The sequence below is a fragment of the Streptococcus infantis genome, assembly GCF_964243025.1.
Lineage (GTDB): Bacteria > Bacillota > Bacilli > Lactobacillales > Streptococcaceae > Streptococcus > Streptococcus infantis_N.
Genome location: NZ_CAXTDJ010000007.1, coordinates 24477 through 43107 on the forward strand (window position 1 = coordinate 24477; position 18631 = coordinate 43107).

General features: G+C 40.6%; 16 protein-coding genes. 3 read left to right on the plus strand and 13 right to left on the minus strand.

Going from position 1 to position 18631, the window contains the following annotated elements; all coding sequences use genetic code 11:
- Window positions 1-17: 17 nt before the first annotated feature.
- The 7 genes from ACESNQ_RS08030 to ACESNQ_RS08060 all read right to left on the minus strand — a co-directional run bounded on the left by ACESNQ_RS08030 (window position 18) and on the right by ACESNQ_RS08060 (window position 9122).
- The gene (locus ACESNQ_RS08030) at window positions 18-149 is read right to left on the minus strand and encodes a teichoic acid D-Ala incorporation-associated protein DltX (RefSeq protein WP_261035223.1); all 132 of its coding nucleotides are present in this window, start codon (window positions 147-149) and stop codon (window positions 18-20) included.
- Window positions 150-599: 450 nt separating this feature from the next.
- Complete coding sequence (gene dltD, locus ACESNQ_RS08035; protein ID WP_373076026.1) at window positions 600-1772, minus strand: D-alanyl-lipoteichoic acid biosynthesis protein DltD; 1173 nt, start codon at window positions 1770-1772, stop codon at window positions 600-602.
- Between the two features lie 37 nt (window positions 1773-1809).
- On the minus strand, window positions 1810-2964 hold the full coding sequence (gene dltB, locus ACESNQ_RS08040) for a D-alanyl-lipoteichoic acid biosynthesis protein DltB (protein WP_373076028.1): 1155 nt from the start codon (window positions 2962-2964) through the stop codon (window positions 1810-1812).
- Between the two features lie 401 nt (window positions 2965-3365).
- A complete protein-coding gene (locus tag ACESNQ_RS08045; RefSeq protein WP_373076030.1) occupies window positions 3366-4070 on the minus strand; it encodes an MIP/aquaporin family protein in 705 nt (234 codons plus the stop codon).
- A 69-nt stretch (window positions 4071-4139) separates the two neighbouring features.
- Window positions 4140-5966: a type 1 glycerol-3-phosphate oxidase gene (gene glpO / locus ACESNQ_RS08050; RefSeq protein ID WP_373076032.1), complete on the minus strand. Its 1827-nt coding sequence runs from the start codon at window positions 5964-5966 to the stop codon at window positions 4140-4142.
- 63 nt (window positions 5967-6029) lie between these two features.
- The gene (gene glpK / locus ACESNQ_RS08055) at window positions 6030-7538 is read right to left on the minus strand and encodes a glycerol kinase GlpK (protein WP_373076034.1); all 1509 of its coding nucleotides are present in this window, start codon (window positions 7536-7538) and stop codon (window positions 6030-6032) included.
- Window positions 7539-7694: 156 nt separating this feature from the next.
- The gene (locus ACESNQ_RS08060; RefSeq protein WP_373076036.1) at window positions 7695-9122 is read right to left on the minus strand and encodes an AcpB/EbpR/MafR family transcriptional regulator; all 1428 of its coding nucleotides are present in this window, start codon (window positions 9120-9122) and stop codon (window positions 7695-7697) included.
- Between the two features lie 164 nt (window positions 9123-9286).
- On the opposite strand from ACESNQ_RS08060, the gene hslO reads away from it, so the two are divergent.
- Window positions 9287-10159 (plus strand): Hsp33 family molecular chaperone HslO, encoded by an 873-nt coding sequence (hslO, locus tag ACESNQ_RS08065; protein WP_373076038.1) that lies wholly within the window; start codon window positions 9287-9289, stop codon window positions 10157-10159.
- Entirely contained in the window at window positions 10146-11126 is a 981-nt protein-coding gene (gene dusB / locus ACESNQ_RS08070; protein WP_373076040.1) for a tRNA dihydrouridine synthase DusB, read from the plus strand. The genes hslO and dusB overlap by 14 nt, the downstream gene beginning before the upstream one ends.
- A gap of 75 nt (window positions 11127-11201) precedes the next feature.
- On the opposite strand, the gene ACESNQ_RS08075 is transcribed toward dusB, so the two are convergent.
- Window positions 11202-11897: a DUF6287 domain-containing protein gene (locus ACESNQ_RS08075; protein WP_373076042.1), complete on the minus strand. Its 696-nt coding sequence runs from the start codon at window positions 11895-11897 to the stop codon at window positions 11202-11204.
- Between the two features lie 281 nt (window positions 11898-12178).
- Between ACESNQ_RS08075 and ACESNQ_RS08080 the strand changes: the two genes are divergently transcribed.
- Entirely contained in the window at window positions 12179-12409 is a 231-nt protein-coding gene (locus ACESNQ_RS08080) for a hypothetical protein (RefSeq protein ID WP_373076044.1), read from the plus strand.
- A 201-nt stretch (window positions 12410-12610) separates the two neighbouring features.
- Here the strand turns inward: ACESNQ_RS08080 and ACESNQ_RS08085 are convergent, their stop codons facing one another.
- The 5 genes from ACESNQ_RS08085 to ACESNQ_RS08105 form a co-directional block, all read right to left on the minus strand.
- Window positions 12611-13384 carry an NUDIX domain-containing protein gene (locus ACESNQ_RS08085; RefSeq protein WP_373076046.1) on the minus strand — a complete coding sequence of 258 codons (774 nt, stop codon included), beginning with the start codon at window positions 13382-13384 and terminating at the stop codon, window positions 12611-12613.
- Window position 13385: 1 nt separating this feature from the next.
- The gene (gene pnuC, locus ACESNQ_RS08090) at window positions 13386-14162 is read right to left on the minus strand and encodes a nicotinamide riboside transporter PnuC (RefSeq protein ID WP_373076048.1); all 777 of its coding nucleotides are present in this window, start codon (window positions 14160-14162) and stop codon (window positions 13386-13388) included.
- Window positions 14163-14171: 9 nt separating this feature from the next.
- Window positions 14172-15230, minus strand: coding sequence for an AAA family ATPase (locus tag ACESNQ_RS08095; protein WP_373076050.1), 1059 nt, complete (start codon window positions 15228-15230; stop codon window positions 14172-14174).
- 248 nt (window positions 15231-15478) lie between these two features.
- Window positions 15479-17911, minus strand: a complete 2433-nt coding sequence (locus ACESNQ_RS08100) for an ATP-dependent Clp protease ATP-binding subunit (protein WP_373076052.1) — start codon at window positions 17909-17911, stop codon at window positions 15479-15481.
- A gap of 6 nt (window positions 17912-17917) precedes the next feature.
- A complete protein-coding gene (locus ACESNQ_RS08105; RefSeq protein ID WP_320694019.1) occupies window positions 17918-18376 on the minus strand; it encodes a CtsR family transcriptional regulator in 459 nt (152 codons plus the stop codon).
- Window positions 18377-18631 lie beyond the last annotated feature (255 nt).

Sequence of the window (18631 nt, forward strand, 5' to 3'; positions counted from 1 at the left end):
AGGGGTTCTCCTTTAAGTTAAAATTCATTATAGATAAAGCTACCTTGAGCCTGACCGAGATAACTAAAAAAGTAAAGTAGGCCCAAGAAAATGATAAAATACAAGGCTGTCCGACCAAGAAAGAGATAGAGTTCATTTCTCTGTTTCATCAAGAAAAACCTTTCATTCCTGTAATATTCAACTAAAATAAAATAATTTCTTACTAACTTATTTTTCTGCTATTATACCACTTTATAAACTATTTTTTCAATTGTTTTCCGTCCATTTCCACTACATTTCAACATCATTAAATTGTTCCATATGATACCTTCTACTGATAGCTTTAATGTTTTCCAGTATAGATTATATTGGGAGCTACAACAAGGTAGGCTCTATACTACCTATAGAGGACTTCCCCGCTATAAATATTATAGAGCCTTATCTTATGTCTCACTTTATCGGTAGAATTCCCTTTATCTAGAGATTTTTATAATATGTAATCTTAAAATTCACTATAGATGAAATCTTGAATGTTCGAAAAATCAGTCACAAAACAGTAGATTACGATGCTTAAAATAACTGTGTAGAAAAACAAGGTCCACAATAGTAAACGATGTGTGTCAGTTAGTTTCGTTTGCAAATTTGTAAAGTTCTTTTTCAACTTCCATCCATCCTTTCACCCCAACGTGCATCACGTCAAATAAAAAGTAATCTTCATACTCTTTATTTCCATAGTTTAACACCGTAGCACCGTGGTTTTTGGCAATATTTTCTATTTTTTTGTAAGTTTCTTCACGCATTTCTCGTGAAACACCTGTGTAATCATTCCATTTACCATTTACAGGAAAGATAATGACTTCAACTTCAATGCCCAATTCCTTAGCAACTGTCAAGAAGAGTTCCATATCTGAATACTCTGGTGACTCTATGTAGCTCAAGTCTTTGTTAGAATCTTTCAACGAAGCATAGCGGTCTCTCAAGTAGGTATTGTAGTAGTTATTATCCACAGCATAATCATTGTTATCTGTTTTCTTTTCAACTTCTTCTACAAATTTCTTGGTCATCTTCTCCCAATTATAGTCGGGCGTTTTATCTCCGAGTATAGGGTAGTCTGATTTCCCTTGTTTCTGATAGAATTTATTTTTTAGTTTAAAGGAATAAACGTCATTGTCAAGCTCCAACAGTTTTTTATCAATGATTGTTCCTTTTCCTTCTATGAAATAGCTTTTATACTTTTTATAGATATCATTTTGTTGTTTGTTTCCTTTGGTAATCTCAATAATGCGATTAATCAGTTTTTCTTTCGTTTCCTTACTGATTTTCTCGTTATCTAGCATGTGAAAAATATGTTCCTGAGAGGCCTTGTTTAAGAAGGCGTCTTGATGAGTCCCATCCTTTTCGAACCATTGAACAGACTCTACGATGGCTACTTTTCGCTTACTCATAGCCCCCTCAATCGAACTCAAGGTTGTAGCTTGAATGATATTTTGAGAGTAACTGGTTCCTATCTGCATAATGTTAAAATCATTGTAGTTAAAAATTTTATTGGGATGGTAATCTTCATTTATCGTCGCAACTAACTCTGAGGAACCCATTAGAACTAGTGTATTGGGAGTGATATTATTTGTTAGAATATCCCTACTTTTATACTTTTCATAAGAAGTGCTGTAGCGAATACTATTGTCCTTGACTTTATAATAGTCGTCAATCTTCTTGACATATGTCACATTTAAAAGAGCAAGAGTCGCAATTACGAGCAAAAGCGATAGTAAAAATGCTTTTAACTTAATCATCTTGTTTTGTCCAATCTCCTTGTTTTAGCAGATCTCTTTATCTACTTAGAATTGCCATAATTATCTTATAAGGTTCACCTGAAAAGATAAAGAAGCCAACCATAACTAAATTCATGGTCACAAACCAACTTATTAGCTTGTACCAAGTTTTATTTTTATGTTTCTTATAAAAAGTGCTTTTCTTTTGATAAATTTCAAATCCAGACATCAAGATTCCATGGTAAAAACCATAAGCAATGTAGCTGACACTAATTCCATGCCAAAATCCCATAACCAACATGTTGACCATATAGGCATAGGCTGCATTGTGTAATCTATTCTTAAACCATTTCTTTCTGATAACCTGCATCAAAACTCTTGAAAATACGAAATCTCTCAACCATGTTGACAAGGTGATGTGCCATCTGGTCCAGAAATCCTTGATATCAATACTCAAGAAAGGTTTATTGAAATTCATCGGTGTCTGAATACCCAAAACATTACTGCTTCCAACAGCCATCAAACTATACCCCGCAAAGTCAAAGAACAGATAGAGAGTATACAGGTACATATATTTGATTGAGTAGACAACTGAACCAGTATTGCTTAGAGCAAGTAGTATCTGGTAAACATAGGTTGATAAAACAACCTTGTAGAGAAGGCCTAAAACGATGCGATAAATACCATCACCTGCTAACTCTAGGTAGTCTTTTCTAGGCATGACTTCATTGATCTCTTTTAGAAATCTTCTGCTACGATCGATTGGCCCAGAACTAACTGTAGGGAAAAAGAGTAGAAACTGCAGATAATCTTTTACACTGATTTTTTCTTTGATTAAACCATCCGATATTTCTAGCATGATCTGAATGGTCTTAAAGGACATGTAGGAAATCCCAATAAAAGCCAACAAATGTAGCTGGGTTATTGCAAAGACTTTATTGACCACTAAAGGTAAAATAGATAACATAACTAGAGGTTTTAACCGTTTTGAATCCATTCTTTGTGCTATGAAAACTAGGACATATTGGTAGATGATGAAAGCCAATAGATAAACAACCATGGATTTACTCTTACCATAGATGGCTCCTGCAAATAAAATTGACAGACTTAAAATATAATAATCCTTACGCTTGCCAAAATAGTTTAAAACAAAGCCAATCAGTAAAACCACAAACAATAGAAGGAAAAACTCATTCCCCTCAAAATAATTCATACCAGATGGACTCCTTTTCTCTTTTTCTCATCTCCTGATTTGTCATTTTAGGATTAGTCCCTATCATATTATCAAGGATAATTAACTTTATTCATTATATCATAATTTAAAAACTATATACTTCTATTATCCAATTTCCTAAAATAAAAAAACAAATGACTCTTACTACTAAACCCCAATAACGAGACAAAATTATTTACACAACAAATATAATTCAAGACCTAAAAGATTGATGAATGAACTAGTGAAGTACTCTGTTTTTTAGCTGAAATAATAATTAACACCAGTATATAAACTTAAAAAAATCAAAACGACCAAAATGAAGTGAGGCAGCGCTCCTTATTTTGGTCATTTTTGGTAAGTTATGTTTATTGAGATATAAATATTTGGGTTTTATTATCTTAGAAAAGTGAAAATACGAGAACTGCTAGGGCTGCACCGATAACAGGTCCTACAACAGGAATCCAAGCATAAGACCAGCCCCCATCTCCCTTGTTTGGAATTGGAAGAAGGCTATGCATAATGCGAGGACCGAGGTCACGAGCTGGGTTCAAGGCATAACCAGTTGTCCCACCTAGTGAAAGACCGATACCGACAATCAAGGTTCCCACTGCAAAGGTTCCTAGCCCTGCTTGAAGGTCATAGAGACCCAAAGCAAAGATTGTCAATACCAAGACAAAAGTCCCAAGGATTTCACTAATCAAGTTTGACACAGTATCTTTGATAGCTGGTCCAGTGCTGAAAGTTGCTAGAATATTTCCTGCATTTTCTTCTGCTTCATAGTGCGGTTTGAATTGCAACCAAACTAAAATTTGAGCAAGCATAGCTCCAGCGAACTGAGCTAGGATATATGGGAATACTGAAGCCCAAGGCAAGTCACCTTTTAAGGCTACACCAAACGTCACAGCTGGGTTTAAGTGTGCAGGACTAAGTTTGCCAGATACAAAGACGGCAACCGCAACGGCGATCCCCCATCCCATCGTGATGACGATCCACCCTGAATTGTTACTCTTGGTTTTGGGAAGAACCACACCTGCTACAACACCATTTCCTAGGAGGATAAGGATTAAAGTCCCCAAAAATTCTCCAAATAATTCTTTCATCATATCGTTGTCTCCATTTTAAAGAAGGAGAGGGAAGGCAAGGAAGGCTTGTTCCCTCTCTTCTAGTTTTTCTTAATTTTTCAATGCCGCTAGATCGTTGTTAGCAAGGGCTGCTTCAACATCCGCACGGTAGGCTGCCTTTTCTTCTTCTGACCAATCATAGAATCGTCCCATTTCATCCAGAACTGGCTCCACAATGCTATCCAAACTATCACGCATAAAGAGCATGTGGTTGGTACGGCGAAGGAGGAAGTCAACTGGGCTCAGAGCCAACTCATTGCGCATTGCATAGTGAAGGGACAAGGTATCTGCCAAGCTGAGTCCTGGCGCTTGTTCCAAGCTGTGAGCAAGGGCAAAGACTTTCGGTGCATTTGAACCGTAGAGATTTGCTAGGTAATGAGCTTCCTTGCTATCCAAGCCACGTGACACTCCAAGTTGAGCAAAGGCTTCAATTTCTGAGTCCACATTTGCTGGGTTCAATTCTCCACCTGAAACAGGATAAGTCTTCGAGTTGATGAGTTTAAAGCTGCGGTCAAATTCTGCTTTGAGAATGTCAACCACGCGCTCCATAGCCCCTTCAGCCATCTTACGGTAGTCTGTGATTTTACCACCAGCAAGGGTCAACAGGCCATTGTCATCACGGTCCAAGCTCGAACCACGTGAAACTGCAGATGGGTCCAAATGTTTCTCAGATGTGCTACTTTCAAGCTTGCTGACAGCATACTCAACATCTTCACGCGATTTTTCTTTCGATAGATAAGCCTCGACAGTCGCAATCAAGCTATTGAAGCTTTCATCGCTAATGGTTCCGTTATTTCCACCATTGTAGTCAGAAGCGCTATTGCCTGCGATCAATGGACGAAGACCAGCCCAGCTGCTTTCAATATCAGCAACGGTAATGTTTGCTTCTGGGAAGCGGTTGTTGACAATGCCAAGTAGATAATCTACATCTTCCTGCGTCACTTTTGGATGTTCCAAATCACCTGTGTAGTCTGTATCGGTTGTACCAAAGTAAGTCTTGTTTTCACGTGGGAGAACAAAGACCATACGACCATCTCCCAAACCTGTGTCAAAGTAAACTGGCTGTGAAACCTTGATCTTGCTTGAGTCCACCACCAAGTGAACTCCCTTGGTTGGACGCATTTGTGAGAATTGCGTTCCCTTATTAGACAGATTGCGTACCTTGTCGCTCCAAGGACCTGTCGTGTTGATAACCAGACGAGCCTTGATCTCAAAGACTTGGTCTGTCAACAAATCACGAGCTACGACACCTGTAATCTTACCACTTTCGTCAAAGAGGAAGCCTTCTGCCTTCACGTGGTTGGCAATGAGGGCACCATCTTGGTTGGCACGTTTGATGTTTTCGATCACGAGACGGGCATCGTTGTTACGGAAGTCAAGATAAACTCCACCTCCTACCAAACCTTCTTTCTTCAAGTTTGGCTGGCGTTCCAAGACTTCTTCTTTGCTCAAAACCTTGTTTGCAGCAGGCGTATTGTTAACCCCTGCCAATAGGTCGTACAAGTCCATGGCTACTTTGAGACGGAAAAGGTTAAATGTTGCTCCATCCTCGTCGTAAACTGGCAAGAGCATTGGATCTGGTTTTGGAATATGTGGAGCGACTTGTTGAACCACCGCACGCTCAGAAACTGTATCTGATACCACTTCCACGTCGAATTGTTTGAGATAACGCAGACCTCCGTGGACCAATTTTGTTGAACGGCTAGATGTTCCTTCTGCGAAGTCCTGCATTTCAATCAAACCAGTGTCAAGACCACTGGCTGCTGCCTGCAAAGCTACACCAGCTCCTGTAATCCCTCCACCAATAATCAAGAGATCCAAGGTGCGTTCCTGCATTTTTTTAATTGACAATTCACGTGTTTTCTTTGAAAATTCCATATTTACACACTTTCTAACTGAGTTGTTTCATTCTTAAACTGATAATTGCATCAAGAAACAGTATTAGTCATCGATTTCCGCAAAGACTTGAGTTGCTTTCACAGCTTTCTTCCAGCCCTTATAGAGTTGTTCCTTATGAGATTCGTTCATCGATGGTTCGAAAAGTTCTCCTGTCTCGTTCAAGAGTTTCAACTCATCCAAGTCCTTCCAGTAGCCCACTGACAATCCTGCCAGGAAGGCTGCCCCTAGGGCAGTTGTTTCCAAGTTTTTAGCGCGTGCGATATCAATTCCCAAGATGTCAGCTTGGAACTGCATGAGGAAGTTGTTCATGGCTGCACCACCATCTACCTTCAAGACTTGGATAGCTGTCTGAGCATCCACTTGCATGGTGTCAATGATGTCACGTACTTGATAAGCGATAGATTGCAAAGTCGCCTTGATAAAGTCTTCTTTAGTTGTTCCACGAGTCAAGCCAAAGACAGATCCTCGAGCGTTTTGGTTCCAGTATGGTGCCCCTAGACCTGTAAAGGCAGGTACGACATAGACTTCGTCATTATTGTGAGAATTAAGAGCATATTTTTCAGACTCTGGTGAGTTTTCCACCATGCGAAGACCGTCACGAAGCCATTGAATGGCACTTCCTGCGATGAAGATAGAACCTTCCAAAGCATAGTAAACCTTGCCGTTAATACCATAACCAATCGTTGTCAAAAGGTTGTTTTCAGACAACTGCATTTCTTCACCAGTGTTCATGATGATGAAGGAACCAGTTCCGTAGGTATTTTTAACCATACCAGGATCAAAAGCCAACTGACCAAAGAGGGCTGCTTGTTGGTCACCCGCCATACCAGAGATTGGCACTTCTCCACCGTAGAAATGGAATGGAGCTGTCTTGCCATAGATTTCAGAGTTAGAACGAACTTCTGGAAGCATAGCCTTAGGAATATTGAGGATTTCCAAAATCTCATCATCCCACTTAAGATCCTTGATGTTATAGAGCATGGTACGAGCTGCGTTTGAGTAGTCGGTCACGTGAGTTGCTCCGTCAGTCAATTTCCAAACCAGCCAAGTATCAATGGTACCAAAGAGCAATTCACCCTTTTCAGCTCGCTCTTGAGCGCCTTCTACATGGTCCAAAATCCAACGAACCTTAGTCGCTGAGAAGTAAGCATCGATGATCAAACCAGTCTTTTCATGGAATTTTTCCACATAACCTTGGCTTTTCAGTTGTTCAGCCAGAGGAGCAGTCTGGCGTGATTGCCAAACGATAGCATTGTAGATAGGGAGCCCTGTTTTCTTATCCCAGACGACAGTTGTTTCACGTTGGTTGGTAATCCCGATTGCCTCGATTTGACTTGGTTTCACACCACTTTCGATGAAAGCACCCGCAATAACTGACTGAACAGAGTTCCAAATTTCATTGGCATTGTGCTCTACCCAACCTGCTTGAGGGAAAATCTGAGTGAACTCTTTTTGACTAGAGCTGACCTTTTCTCCTTTTTTGTTAAAAATGATGGCACGAGAACTAGTAGTTCCTTGGTCAATAGCCATGATGTATTTTTCTTGTGACATGTGCTGTCCTCCTGATAAAATCTTGAGGGGGTTCCTCTTTACAGTAACTAGTATACAAAATAAAGCGCTTTCTTGTTTATCAATTTTTTTAAAATTTTTAAAAAAAGTGAGGAGATTGTGCGAATTTCACAAAAAAGACCTGAAAAATCAGGTCTTTTAGGCAAATAGCATCTGACGGATCGTAGCTAAATCTTCCATGTCCAAATCATTTTTCAAATAGTAGATAGGTGTTTGTTCTTTCTTATGGATAGGGTTATTGGTAACCAGCAAATCATAATGACGAGTACGGTCATAGGCTTCGATAGTAATGAAGCGATTGTACTCCAAATATCGTTTTAAAAGGGCTGACATTCTCGAAAAAACAAGGAAGCCTGCTGTTAGATCTAGCCCTATTCTCAGATGTTTGCCTATATTTTCTGCCATATACTCCATCAACTGAAGCCATTCCCAAAGGATTTTTTTATCCAGATCCGTCCCCTGATGAAAGGCTGGCAAGGAGGCGAAAATTTTCTGAGCAATATCTCGAAAGTCATGCTCCATCAGCAAATAAGGGTGCCGATGCTCTATCTGATACTTGTATCGATCTTGCAAGATATAGCCCTTGTAGAGATAAACTTGGCTACAAAGTTGACTCAGTTCATAAGTGATATGGTCCTCTATATAGTCCCCTAATAGCTTCTCCTTCTTCATTTCCTGGATCATTTGTGTCAGTAAAGCCGCAAGTTCTCCCCCAAAACCAAGGATGTACTCCATGGTATGAAGGGGCAAGATACGATGGGAAAGAAGGAAAGAGAAGAAAATCATCATCTCCCCATCCTCAGTTCCTAGAGGAATGTGCTGGCCACCAAAAAAAGAAGGAGCCTTGCCAAGTAGACGAAGGTAGAAAATATTGTCAAAATACCCTCGCATTTTTTCTTCTATAACCTGAAATTGACAGGCGTTAACCCGAAGGCGCTGTTGACTGATATGAGTCCAGAGAACCAAGTCCAATTTCTGGCCCGAAGACAAGCTAGAACCGCAGATTTCTTCTAGGGTAGCAATATCCTGCTTTCTCTCCGCTTTCTGCATATGACTTTCCCACTCCTGACTGGACCAGACCTTGCGGAAAAGGCAGAAATAAAAGTAACGAATCTGATGCTCTGGACCTCGCCAACGACCATTTTGGATGGATAAGTCAAACTCTGACAAAATATGATTCAAGCTAGACAAATGGCGACCAAGCGTGGCCTCGCTAATCATTAATTCTTGAGCCAATTGATGGGCTAGGAACTGTTGGTGATAGAGAAGGTAAACCAAAATTTGGTATTTAATGGCATTGTCTAGAAATAAGCTCCGAATCTCTCTCCCCTTTGTGGCAGTACCGACAGACAGACGCAGGCTTTCATCATCCAAGTGGATGGTCAGCTCTAACCCTCTTTCTAAAGCATTTTCGTTAATTAGAGAGATATACTTGGTTAAGGTCGCCTTTGAAAAACCTGTTTCTTCCATGGCTTCCTTGACTGTTGTCTGCGAATCTTGTAATAAAAAGGAAAGGACTAAAAATTGACCAGATTCGGCTTTTTCCATCAAATCACCTAAATACATTTGTTACCCCTTTCATTTTCTCCTACAAGCATAGCATAAATCTTTCAAATGCTGAAATAATCTGTTTCTCATTTTATTTTAAAGCTGATTTCCTCGTCATTATTCCTCAGAAACAGCAAACACACGGCTCCCTCTTTGGGCATTTTTATGCTAAAATAGTAGCTATGGATAAAATTATTAAAACAATATCAGAAAGCGGAGCCTTTCGTGCTTTTGTCCTTGACAGCACGGAAACCGTCCGCACTGCTCAAGAAAAACATCAAACCCAAGCTAGTTCAACCGTAGCGCTTGGTCGTACCCTTATCGCCAGCCAAATTCTCGCTGCCAACGAAAAAGGAAATACCAAGCTAACCGTCAAGGTTCTTGGAACTAGCTCCCTCGGTGCCATTATCACAGTTGCAGATACCAAGGGTAACGTCAAAGGCTACGTTCAAAACCCTGGAGTTGACATTAAAAAGACTGCAACAGGAGAAGTCCTCGTTGGACCTTTTGTCGGAAACGGTCAATTTCTAGTGATTACAGACTATGGCACTGGAAATCCCTATAATTCCATGACGCCTCTTATCTCTGGAGAAATCGGTGAAGACCTAGCTTTCTATCTTACAGAAAGTCAACAAACGCCTTCAGCAGTTGGCCTCAATGTTCTTTTAGACAAAGACGACAAGGTCGAAGTTGCAGGTGGTTTCTTGCTCCAAGTATTGCCAAATGCCAAAGAGGAAGAAATCGCACGTTTTGAAAAACGAATCCAAGAAATGCCTGCTATCTCTACACTTCTGGAAAGCGATGACCATATTGAAGCCCTTCTCAAAGCAATCTATGGTGACGAGCCCTACAAACGTCTGTCCGAAGAAGAAATTCGTTTCCAATGTGACTGTAGCAAAGAACGCTTTATGGATGCTCTTGCCAGCCTTCCAAGTTCAGACCTTGGGGAAATGAAAGAGGAAGACCATGGGGCAGAAATCACTTGTCAATTCTGCCAAACAACTTATAACTTTGATGAAAACGACCTGGAGGAACTCATTCGTGACAAATCTTAATACACCTTTTATGATTGGGAACGTCGAGATCCCAAACCGGACGGTCCTCGCACCCATGGCTGGTGTGACCAACTCAGCCTTTCGTACTATCGCAAAAGAACTTGGTGCAGGCCTCGTTGTTATGGAAATGGTCTCTGATAAGGGTATCCAATACAACAACGAAAAAACCTTACACATGCTTCATATCGACGAGGGTGAAAACCCTGTTTCCATCCAACTTTTTGGTAGCGATGAAGATAGCTTAGCTCGCGCAGCAGAATTCATCCAAGAAAACACCAAGACCGATATCGTCGATATCAACATGGGCTGCCCAGTTAACAAAATCGTGAAAAATGAAGCTGGGGCTATGTGGCTCAAGAACCCAGATAAGATTTACTCTATCATCAACAAGGTCCAAGCTGTCCTTGATATCCCCCTCACTGTTAAAATGCGGACAGGTTGGTCGGACCCATCCCTAGCAGTTGAGAATGCCCTAGCCGCTGAAGCTGCTGGTGTTTCTGCCCTTGCTATGCACGGTCGTACACGTGAACAGATGTACACTGGCCATGCGGACCTTGAGACTCTTCATAAGGTTGCACAAGCTCTGACCAAGATTCCATTCATCGCTAACGGAGACATCCGTACGGTTCAAGAAGCTAAACAACGCATCGAGGAAGTCGGTGCCGACGCCGTTATGATTGGACGCGCAGCTATGGGAAATCCTTACCTCTTTAATCAAATCAATCATTACTTTGAAACTGGAGAAATCCTGCCTGATCTGACCTTCGAAGACAAGATGAAGATTGCTTATGAGCATCTGAAACGCTTGATTGACCTTAAAGGTGAGAATATCGCTGTCCGTGAATTCCGTGGGCTGGCTCCTCACTACCTTCGAGGCACATCTGGTGCTGCTAAACTCCGTGGAGCCATTTCACAAGCCAGCACTCTGGCTGAGATTGAAGCCCTCTTGCAGTTAGAGAAAGTATAAAAGACTACAAAAACCCGTAACTTCAACTGAGTTACGGGTTTGCATTTGTTTTGAGAAAAGTTTTACCGCCAGATTCTATGGTTGAATCAAGACAACACTAGAAACTGTACCATCTGCTCCTGTTGTAATTTGGATGATTTTTCCACCACCAATTTTGGCATTATATTTACCATCATCAAGAGTATAGGCATAGCCTTGGATAGAGTAGTTTGCTTTCTTACCATCAGCAGATTCTACTGTAAATTGACCTCCTGATGAGACAGTGATAGTCTCGCCATTGGCACCTTTCCAGCTTCCTGCTGCTGCTGAAAAATCACCATCGACCATGGTTAAAACGCCTTTATAACGTTTATTATGTTCCGCCTGCTGGTCTTGTAATTTGCGGTCAGTCGTTGGGTCATAAGTTGACTGGCTTGCTTGATTAGATTGACTTTGTGAAGCTTGCTGATTAGAAGATGGTTGAGATGGAGTTTCCTGTTGCTGAGGAGCTTGGGGAGTTGGTGCAGCTTGGTTTGATTCTTGACCCTGAGTTGTAGGACTTGAAGCTTGTTCAGAGGAAGCTTTAGCTTTTTCTGAAGTAGTGGTGCTTGTTGAAGCTTGAGTTTTACTTTCTTTGTTTGAAGAACTTGCCTTTGAACTTGACGTGGTTTGTGTTGTTTTATTTGCATTGTCGTTTTTAGCTTCTTCTTTTTTATTACCACATGCTCCTAAAAGCAAAGTTGAAGCCAATACTGCTACTGCTAGTAAACGAATTGAATGTTTTGTTTTCATGATGCGCCTCCTGTGTAATCTTTTTGAAATGTTATGAAATACTTCTGTAACATTATTGTAATGTTTGTTTTTGAATCTGTCAAATATTTATCTAAAATTTTTTAGAATTATTTTTTAGTACGTTTATTTTCTTACTCCTCCTATATCTTTTATTCGTAAAGAATTTAAAAAAACAGGAAAATTTTTCCTATGAGAATACTATATTTTATACGTGTAATCGTTTGCATTTTTTTCTTAAAGTGCTATAATAAAATTGAAATAGATATTGGAGGTGTAGACTTATGTTAAGCAAATATTACAAGTATCTTCCTTGGGTGATTTTAGCTGCTTTCGTTTCTTATGGGGCAGCTACTCATTACGCTCAAACAACATTTGATTTGTTCTACCTAACTGCCATTTTCATGATTGTCTACGTGGCTTTATTGTATTTACACGAAACCTATTTAAAATATAAATACAAGGATTTATTCATTCGAATCATGAGCAATTCAAAGAAAGATAAACATCCTTAGTAGTCAAAAAGAGGTCGGGAAAAATCCCGACCTCGCTTTTTTATGACTAATAAGTCTTTGACACGATGGCTGAATTGACTTTTGATACAAACTGTATTTTCTCTATTCTCAAGCCCAACCAGCCATCGGATTTGTTGAAACTTCTCAGGACTGAAACTAGGAAACCAAGACTTGGTCTATCGATTTCTGTCCCCAATCTTTTTATTTTAATCGATAGGTTTTTCTTGGTTTCTTTTTAGGAACTCGTTTGAGTCCGACTTCTTCTACATATTCTCCGTATTTTACGAGAAAGTTATTGCTGACGATTGGTCGTCCTGGGTTGATGAGATTGACCAGTTCGGTTCCTTCATAGACAGTGAACTCCTCCTCCAGCAAATAGAGGAAGGTCGGATTCCAGTCAAGACGCCCTTGGATTCGTTTAATAGACTCTTGGATAATGGCATAATGGTCAAAGGCGAAGGCGTGCTCCTCCAACTCTACCCCCTCTAGGAAGCACTTGCCTGTCTGAAAATCAACATCGACAAAAACCACATCCTTGGCATCATCACCAGCTTGAACGAGTTCAAGTACGCGGCTAGGTAGATACACCAAGTGGGCGATAGTAACCGTCCAGCCCCGCGGATCACGACCTGGAGTAGATACTGTCATCAACTGTTCGATTTTTTCCAAAGGAAGGTCAAGGTTAACCTCCTCTCTCACTTCACGCTGACAAGCATGGGCAGCATCTTCCCCTTTATCCATAAAACCACCGACCAAGGCCAAACAGTTCTGATAAGGATGGGCCTTACGGCGGATTAGTAAGAGTTTGATTTTCCCTTCCACAAAGCAATAAGCTACCATATCCACCGTCACGCTCGGTTTTTCATACTGAGGAAGTTCCTGTTTGCAGTACCAGTCTAAAAATTCCTTCTCAGTCGTATGAATCTCAAAATATTCTCTCTCTGTCATTCCATCCGGGATTACCGTTTCAGCCATCTTATCCCTCCTTGACAGCCTTAGTCCATTGGTACCAACCGACTAGACTATTGAGGGTGTAGACCCAGTACATCCCTTGGATATGGATGTTTTCACCCCACCAGAGGTAGATACTAAAGAGATTGGTTGCAATCCAGAAAATCCATTGCTCACGATAAAGACGTGTCATCAAGAGCTGACCAACACCATTGGTCGCATCGGTAACACTGTCACGGAAAGGACGAGCACTGCTGATACTTTGGTAGGCTAATCCCATGCCAATCCAGATGATAGCAGTCAAGGCCAAGTACTTGAGCCAATCAATCAGACCGAGTTTCTTAGCTTCAAAGTGAGATTCCTCTGGTCTTCCCTGCTCATTGATCCGATTAGACAACCAAGCATAGAGACCAATAGGTTGCATGACAAAGAAATAAACTGTTGTCAAAACTTCACCGTAGAAAGTCGCATTCATAGCTAGGACCAAATAGATTGCAGAGTTAATAGCTCCAAAAAGGTAGTTACTAGCTCGACCTTCAGCTACTAAGATAACGCAGACAATCCCTGTCCAAGAGGCCAAGAGACCGATCCAGTCATGACTTTCTGTGTTTTGTGTAAACTCCAGAATAAGAGGAACACTTGATAAAGCAATCAAATAGAGCCACTGGAAAAGACTACGGCCCACAAAGAGGTCTTTCCAAATCAAACGCATAACTCCTGCAAAACCAATTTTACGAGCTTCTGCGTGAACATTTTTAAAGTTTTCAATAAATCGTGTGATTTTTTCAGTTATTTTTTTCATTTTCTTCTCCTAATCTGCTTGGTAAATGGCATCAATAGCTACTTTTGCTGCTTCATAATTTTCTAGATAGTCATCAGCTAGATAAACATGAGGGATATTTCCTAGATATTGCTCCCTCATCATATCCAAATGCTGAGAAAAACTGTGACGGATATGGTCTTCTGCCATGGTCATGTCGCGAAAACCATCATTGACATAAGAGCCAATAGGTTGCACAAAGAGGATTAAATCCCACTTTTCCTTGGCTACGATGGAAACAAAGAGATTATCAAAGGTCTCTACGGACAAGTCCTCCTGCTCTTCGCTTTCCATGTAGTAATCGTAGTAGCCCTTGGTTACTAGTGAGTTGGTATCTGCAATGACTAGGCCTCGATTGGCATGGCTATCGATTAACTTGGAAGTTTGATCATATTGGCCCAAAAGAAGGTAATAATAATCTTTGGGGGTAAGCTCATCATCTCGGACATTATTTTTTATCTGATACTCACGAGCATACTCCAGACTGACCGGCGCATCATAAAAGCGAGCTAAATCCTTGGCTAGAGTTGTTTTCCCATTACTAGCACTTCCCATAATCAACACTTTTTTCGTAAACTGACGACGGAAAGGTTGAGCGATATATTTCCAATATTTGCTTGGATTTTCACGAATCATGCTAGCCGAAATTCCAAATTTTCTTTCCTGTAGAACAGTCTCGAAACCACGTTCTGACAATTCTTGTTGGTATTCGGACTCTCCTACAAAAAAGATTAGTTCCTCACCAGTCTGGTCATAGGAAATGGCCTGCAACATCTGATCCAACCACTCCTGCCAGCCCATTGGATAGCGAGGGATATTGGTTTCGTCAAGTTTACAAACAGAGGTCAACTCATCATCTCGAAATGCTTCACGAATATAGCGAAACCTCTTTTGTAGTGTAAGTCCAACCTGTTCACCACGATCTCCCTTATAACCTGAAACTACCACCCATACAGCATCGCATTGTCGTTTTGCTCTTTGGATTAAATCAATATGCCCCTGATGCAAGGGAGCAAAGGTTCCAAAAACCACTGCTATCCTTTTTTTCATGTCTTTTTAACCTTTTTATAACTTTTTATATTTTATATCATACTACTCCTTCTATTATTTGTCAACACTTTTTTATTAATTTTTATAAAAATATTTTCTACATGATCGGATTTTTTCTTGATATACAAAACATGATCAGTAGAAATTCGTTTTTGAATTCCTTAAACTAAATGCACAATTCAAATGCTTATTTGAGTAACAACTTCCCAAAAAAAGAGGCGGAAACAATCTGTTCCAACCTCACAATTTTAAACAATCTCAAATTTCAATTGACCAGCTTTGACGCCAATCTTAAGTGTCTTACCTTCTTTCAATTCACCTGTAAGAAGGAGTTCTGCTAGTTTGTCTTCTACTTCTGTTTGCAGAGTTCTGCGCAGTGGGCGAGCTCCCATTTCTGGATCATATCCCTTCTGAGCTAGAAGCTTAAGGGCAGATGCTTGGAGTTTCAAGTCAATGCATTTTTCTGCGAGACTTGCAATCAATGGTTTGACCATAATTTTAACCACTTCTTGCATATCTTGACTTGACAAGCTATGGAAGACCACCTTTTCGTCAATACGGTTGATGAACTCTGGACGATAAGCCTTTTTCAATTCTTCGAACATCCGTTTTTCCATATTTTCCTGATCAAAACGAATATCTTTAGCTCCAAAACCGACTGTCTTATCATCACGAAGAGCTGTCGCACCAAGGTTTGAAGTCATGATAATAATGGTATTAGAGAAATCAACCTTGCGACCCTTACTGTCTGTTAAGACACCATCATCCAAGACCTGCAAGAGCACATTAAAGATATCTGGGTGGGCCTTCTCTACCTCGTCAAAGAGCAAGACTGAGTACGGTTTGTTACGAACCTTCTCGGTCAACTCTCCGCCCTCTTCGTAGCCTACATAACCTGGAGGAGCTCCATTGAGACGACTAGCTGCGAATTTCTCCATATATTCACTCATGTCAAAACGAATGAGGGCTGACTCGTCATCAAAGAGAACTTCTGCCAAGGCTTTGGCCAATTCTGTCTTACCAACACCTGTTGGTCCTAGGAACATAAAGGAACCAATTGGACGTTTGTTATTACGAATACCAGATTGATTTCGGCGAATGGCATGACTGATACTAGACACTGCTTGTTCCTGACCGATAACACGTTTATGTAGTTCAGCTTCTAGATTGAGATATTTCTTGGCGTCCGTTTGTGTCAATTTTTGAACTGGAATACCTGACAAGCGACTCAAGGTGGTCAAAATATCAGACTCTTTTACTAGATCTTTATAGACTGGAACTTCCTGTTCTTTTGAAATGAGCTGAGCTGCTTGTTTCCATTTGCCATCCATCAAGGCCTTGTCCGCTGCTGTTAAACCTGACTCATCTTTTTTAGCGTGCTTCGATTTATTTTGGACAGTTGCTGCCGCTTCATCCAAAAGATCAATCGCTGAGTCTGGCAAGTGACGACTAGTCAAATAGCGATGTGCCATTTTGACAGCTGTTTCGACTGCATCATCTGTAATTTGGACATGGTGGTGTTTCTCATAAGTTGCCTTCAAGCCCTGTAAGATAGCCATACTATCAGCCACACTTGGTTCCTCAATCATCACTTTAGCAAAGCGGCGAGAAAGGGCTGCGTCTTTTTCGATGTGTTTTTGGTATTCTTCCTGAGTGGTTGCCCCAACAGTTCTCAGAGTTCCACGCGCTAGGGCAGGTTTCAGGATATTGGCCGCATCCAAGGTCGAGTCAATCCCACTTCCAGATCCCATAATAGTATGAAGCTCATCGATAAAGAGGATAACCTTACCGTCTTCCTCAATATCTTTGATGATATTGTTCATACGTTCTTCAAAGTCTCCACGGAAACGGGTTCCCGCAACCACATTCATCAAATCGAGTTCTAGTACTCGCATCTTAGCCATCTCATCAGGCACATTTCCGTTGGCAATTCGCTGTGCAAGGCCAAGTGCCAGAGCTGTTTTACCCACACCTGCATCTCCAACTAGAACTGGATTGTTTTTTGTTTTTCGACTCAAGATTTGGATCATACGAGAGATTTCTTGATCACGTCCAATAACTGGTTCCAATTTGCCTGAACGAGCTTGCTCTGTAAGATCGTGAGTGTAATCTTCCAAACCACCACTTGGAGTTTGAGGCATGCCCATCATATTGGCCATCGAATTTTGCTTATCTGCTACTGAGCGATGGCGCTGACGCAGAGCCTTCAAATCTTCCTTTGTCCAACCAGCACGCGCTTCAAGACTACGACGAAGTCCAGCAATCTTGACTTGATCTTTCTGGTCTTCATAAGAAAATCCTGCTTTTTCCAAAATGCGAGTAGCTAGGGCATTGCCATCATGCAAGATAGCGTAGAGAAGATGCTCTGTCCCCAATGCTTTGGCATGTACCACCGAAGCAACATGTTCCGCCTCCAACATCAAGACGTTCAAACGATAGGAAAATGGGAGTTTCTTGTAATCTTCCTTGTGGTTATAGTTGGCTTCTGTCAACTCTACAGCTACTTCCTCTAAACGATCAATCTCATACGGGAATTCATTTAAAGTTGCTCCAGCAACACTGTAGCTATGATTGCCCATGGCAATCAGTAGGTGCCATGATTCTAGGTAGTCTGCACCAAAGCGACTCGCTACCAGAAAGGCGCTATCGATGCATTCTCTCAATGCTTTTGAATATTTCATGTCGTTTTATTTTCCTTTTCTATCTACTTCATGCAACAACTGACGAAGCATATTGGCACGAATATAATTAGCTTCCTCACCTAGAATTCGGTCTGTCCCCATAGCTAATAATAGACTCATCTCTTGGCGGGTCATGAGTTCTTGTTCGACTAAGAGTCTTAAGACATCTTCAAAGATGACTTGGTTCACCTCATCACCCACTGAATACAACAAATCGCGGAGCATATCATGATGGTTAGAGAATTCGATTCGACCAATGCGAATATAGCCTCCACCACCACGTTTACTCTCAACTAGATATCCTCTACTCTCTGTAAAACGAGTCTTAATCACATAGTTGATCTGGCTAGGTACGACTTGAAAGGTATCCGCTAGCTGACTTCGTTGCAATTCTACGATACCAGATTGTTCTAAAATCGCCTTGATATAAGCTTCAATATGGTCCGATGTATTTTTAAATTTCATAGCTTGCTACCTCCTTCTTAAACTTTGACTATCTTTGACTATACTATCATTTAAGACTCTATAAGTCAAATTTTAAAGGCTAAGTCCTTGAAAATACTGAGTTTTAAAAATAGCCACCGTTAGCAAACTATGCTTTATTTTCTATTCTACATTTATGTTATAATAAAGAAGTTACAGCTAGCTTTCAAATCCTTTGAAAGTATGTTATTTATCATCAAGTCTAAGAAATATTTCGTAAAGTCTAGAAAAAAACTT

Excerpts from the sequence above, each read along its gene's own strand:
- hslO (WP_373076038.1), top strand. The coding sequence starts at position 9,287 with ATGGATAAAATTATTAAAACAATATCAGAAAGCGGAGCCTTTCGTGCT.
- ACESNQ_RS08100 (WP_373076052.1), bottom strand. The coding sequence starts at position 17,911 with ATGAAATATTCAAAAGCATTGAGAGAATGCATCGATAGCGCCTTTCTG.
- ACESNQ_RS08030 (WP_261035223.1), bottom strand. The coding sequence starts at position 149 with ATGAAACAGAGAAATGAACTCTATCTCTTTCTTGGTCGGACAGCCTTG.
- ACESNQ_RS08105 (WP_320694019.1), bottom strand. The coding sequence starts at position 18,376 with ATGAAATTTAAAAATACATCGGACCATATTGAAGCTTATATCAAGGCG.
- ACESNQ_RS08095 (WP_373076050.1), bottom strand. The coding sequence starts at position 15,230 with ATGAAAAAAAGGATAGCAGTGGTTTTTGGAACCTTTGCTCCCTTGCAT.
- ACESNQ_RS08075 (WP_373076042.1), bottom strand. The coding sequence starts at position 11,897 with ATGAAAACAAAACATTCAATTCGTTTACTAGCAGTAGCAGTATTGGCT.
- dltD (WP_373076026.1), bottom strand. The coding sequence starts at position 1,772 with ATGATTAAGTTAAAAGCATTTTTACTATCGCTTTTGCTCGTAATTGCG.
- glpK (WP_373076034.1), bottom strand. The coding sequence starts at position 7,538 with ATGTCACAAGAAAAATACATCATGGCTATTGACCAAGGAACTACTAGT.
- ACESNQ_RS08085 (WP_373076046.1), bottom strand. The coding sequence starts at position 13,384 with ATGGCTGAAACGGTAATCCCGGATGGAATGACAGAGAGAGAATATTTT.
- glpO (WP_373076032.1), bottom strand. The coding sequence starts at position 5,966 with ATGGAATTTTCAAAGAAAACACGTGAATTGTCAATTAAAAAAATGCAG.
- dltB (WP_373076028.1), bottom strand. The coding sequence starts at position 2,964 with ATGAATTATTTTGAGGGGAATGAGTTTTTCCTTCTATTGTTTGTGGTT.
- ACESNQ_RS08045 (WP_373076030.1), bottom strand. The coding sequence starts at position 4,070 with ATGATGAAAGAATTATTTGGAGAATTTTTGGGGACTTTAATCCTTATC.
- ACESNQ_RS08060 (WP_373076036.1), bottom strand. The coding sequence starts at position 9,122 with ATGTATTTAGGTGATTTGATGGAAAAAGCCGAATCTGGTCAATTTTTA.
- ACESNQ_RS08080 (WP_373076044.1), top strand. The coding sequence starts at position 12,179 with ATGTTAAGCAAATATTACAAGTATCTTCCTTGGGTGATTTTAGCTGCT.
- pnuC (WP_373076048.1), bottom strand. The coding sequence starts at position 14,162 with ATGAAAAAAATAACTGAAAAAATCACACGATTTATTGAAAACTTTAAA.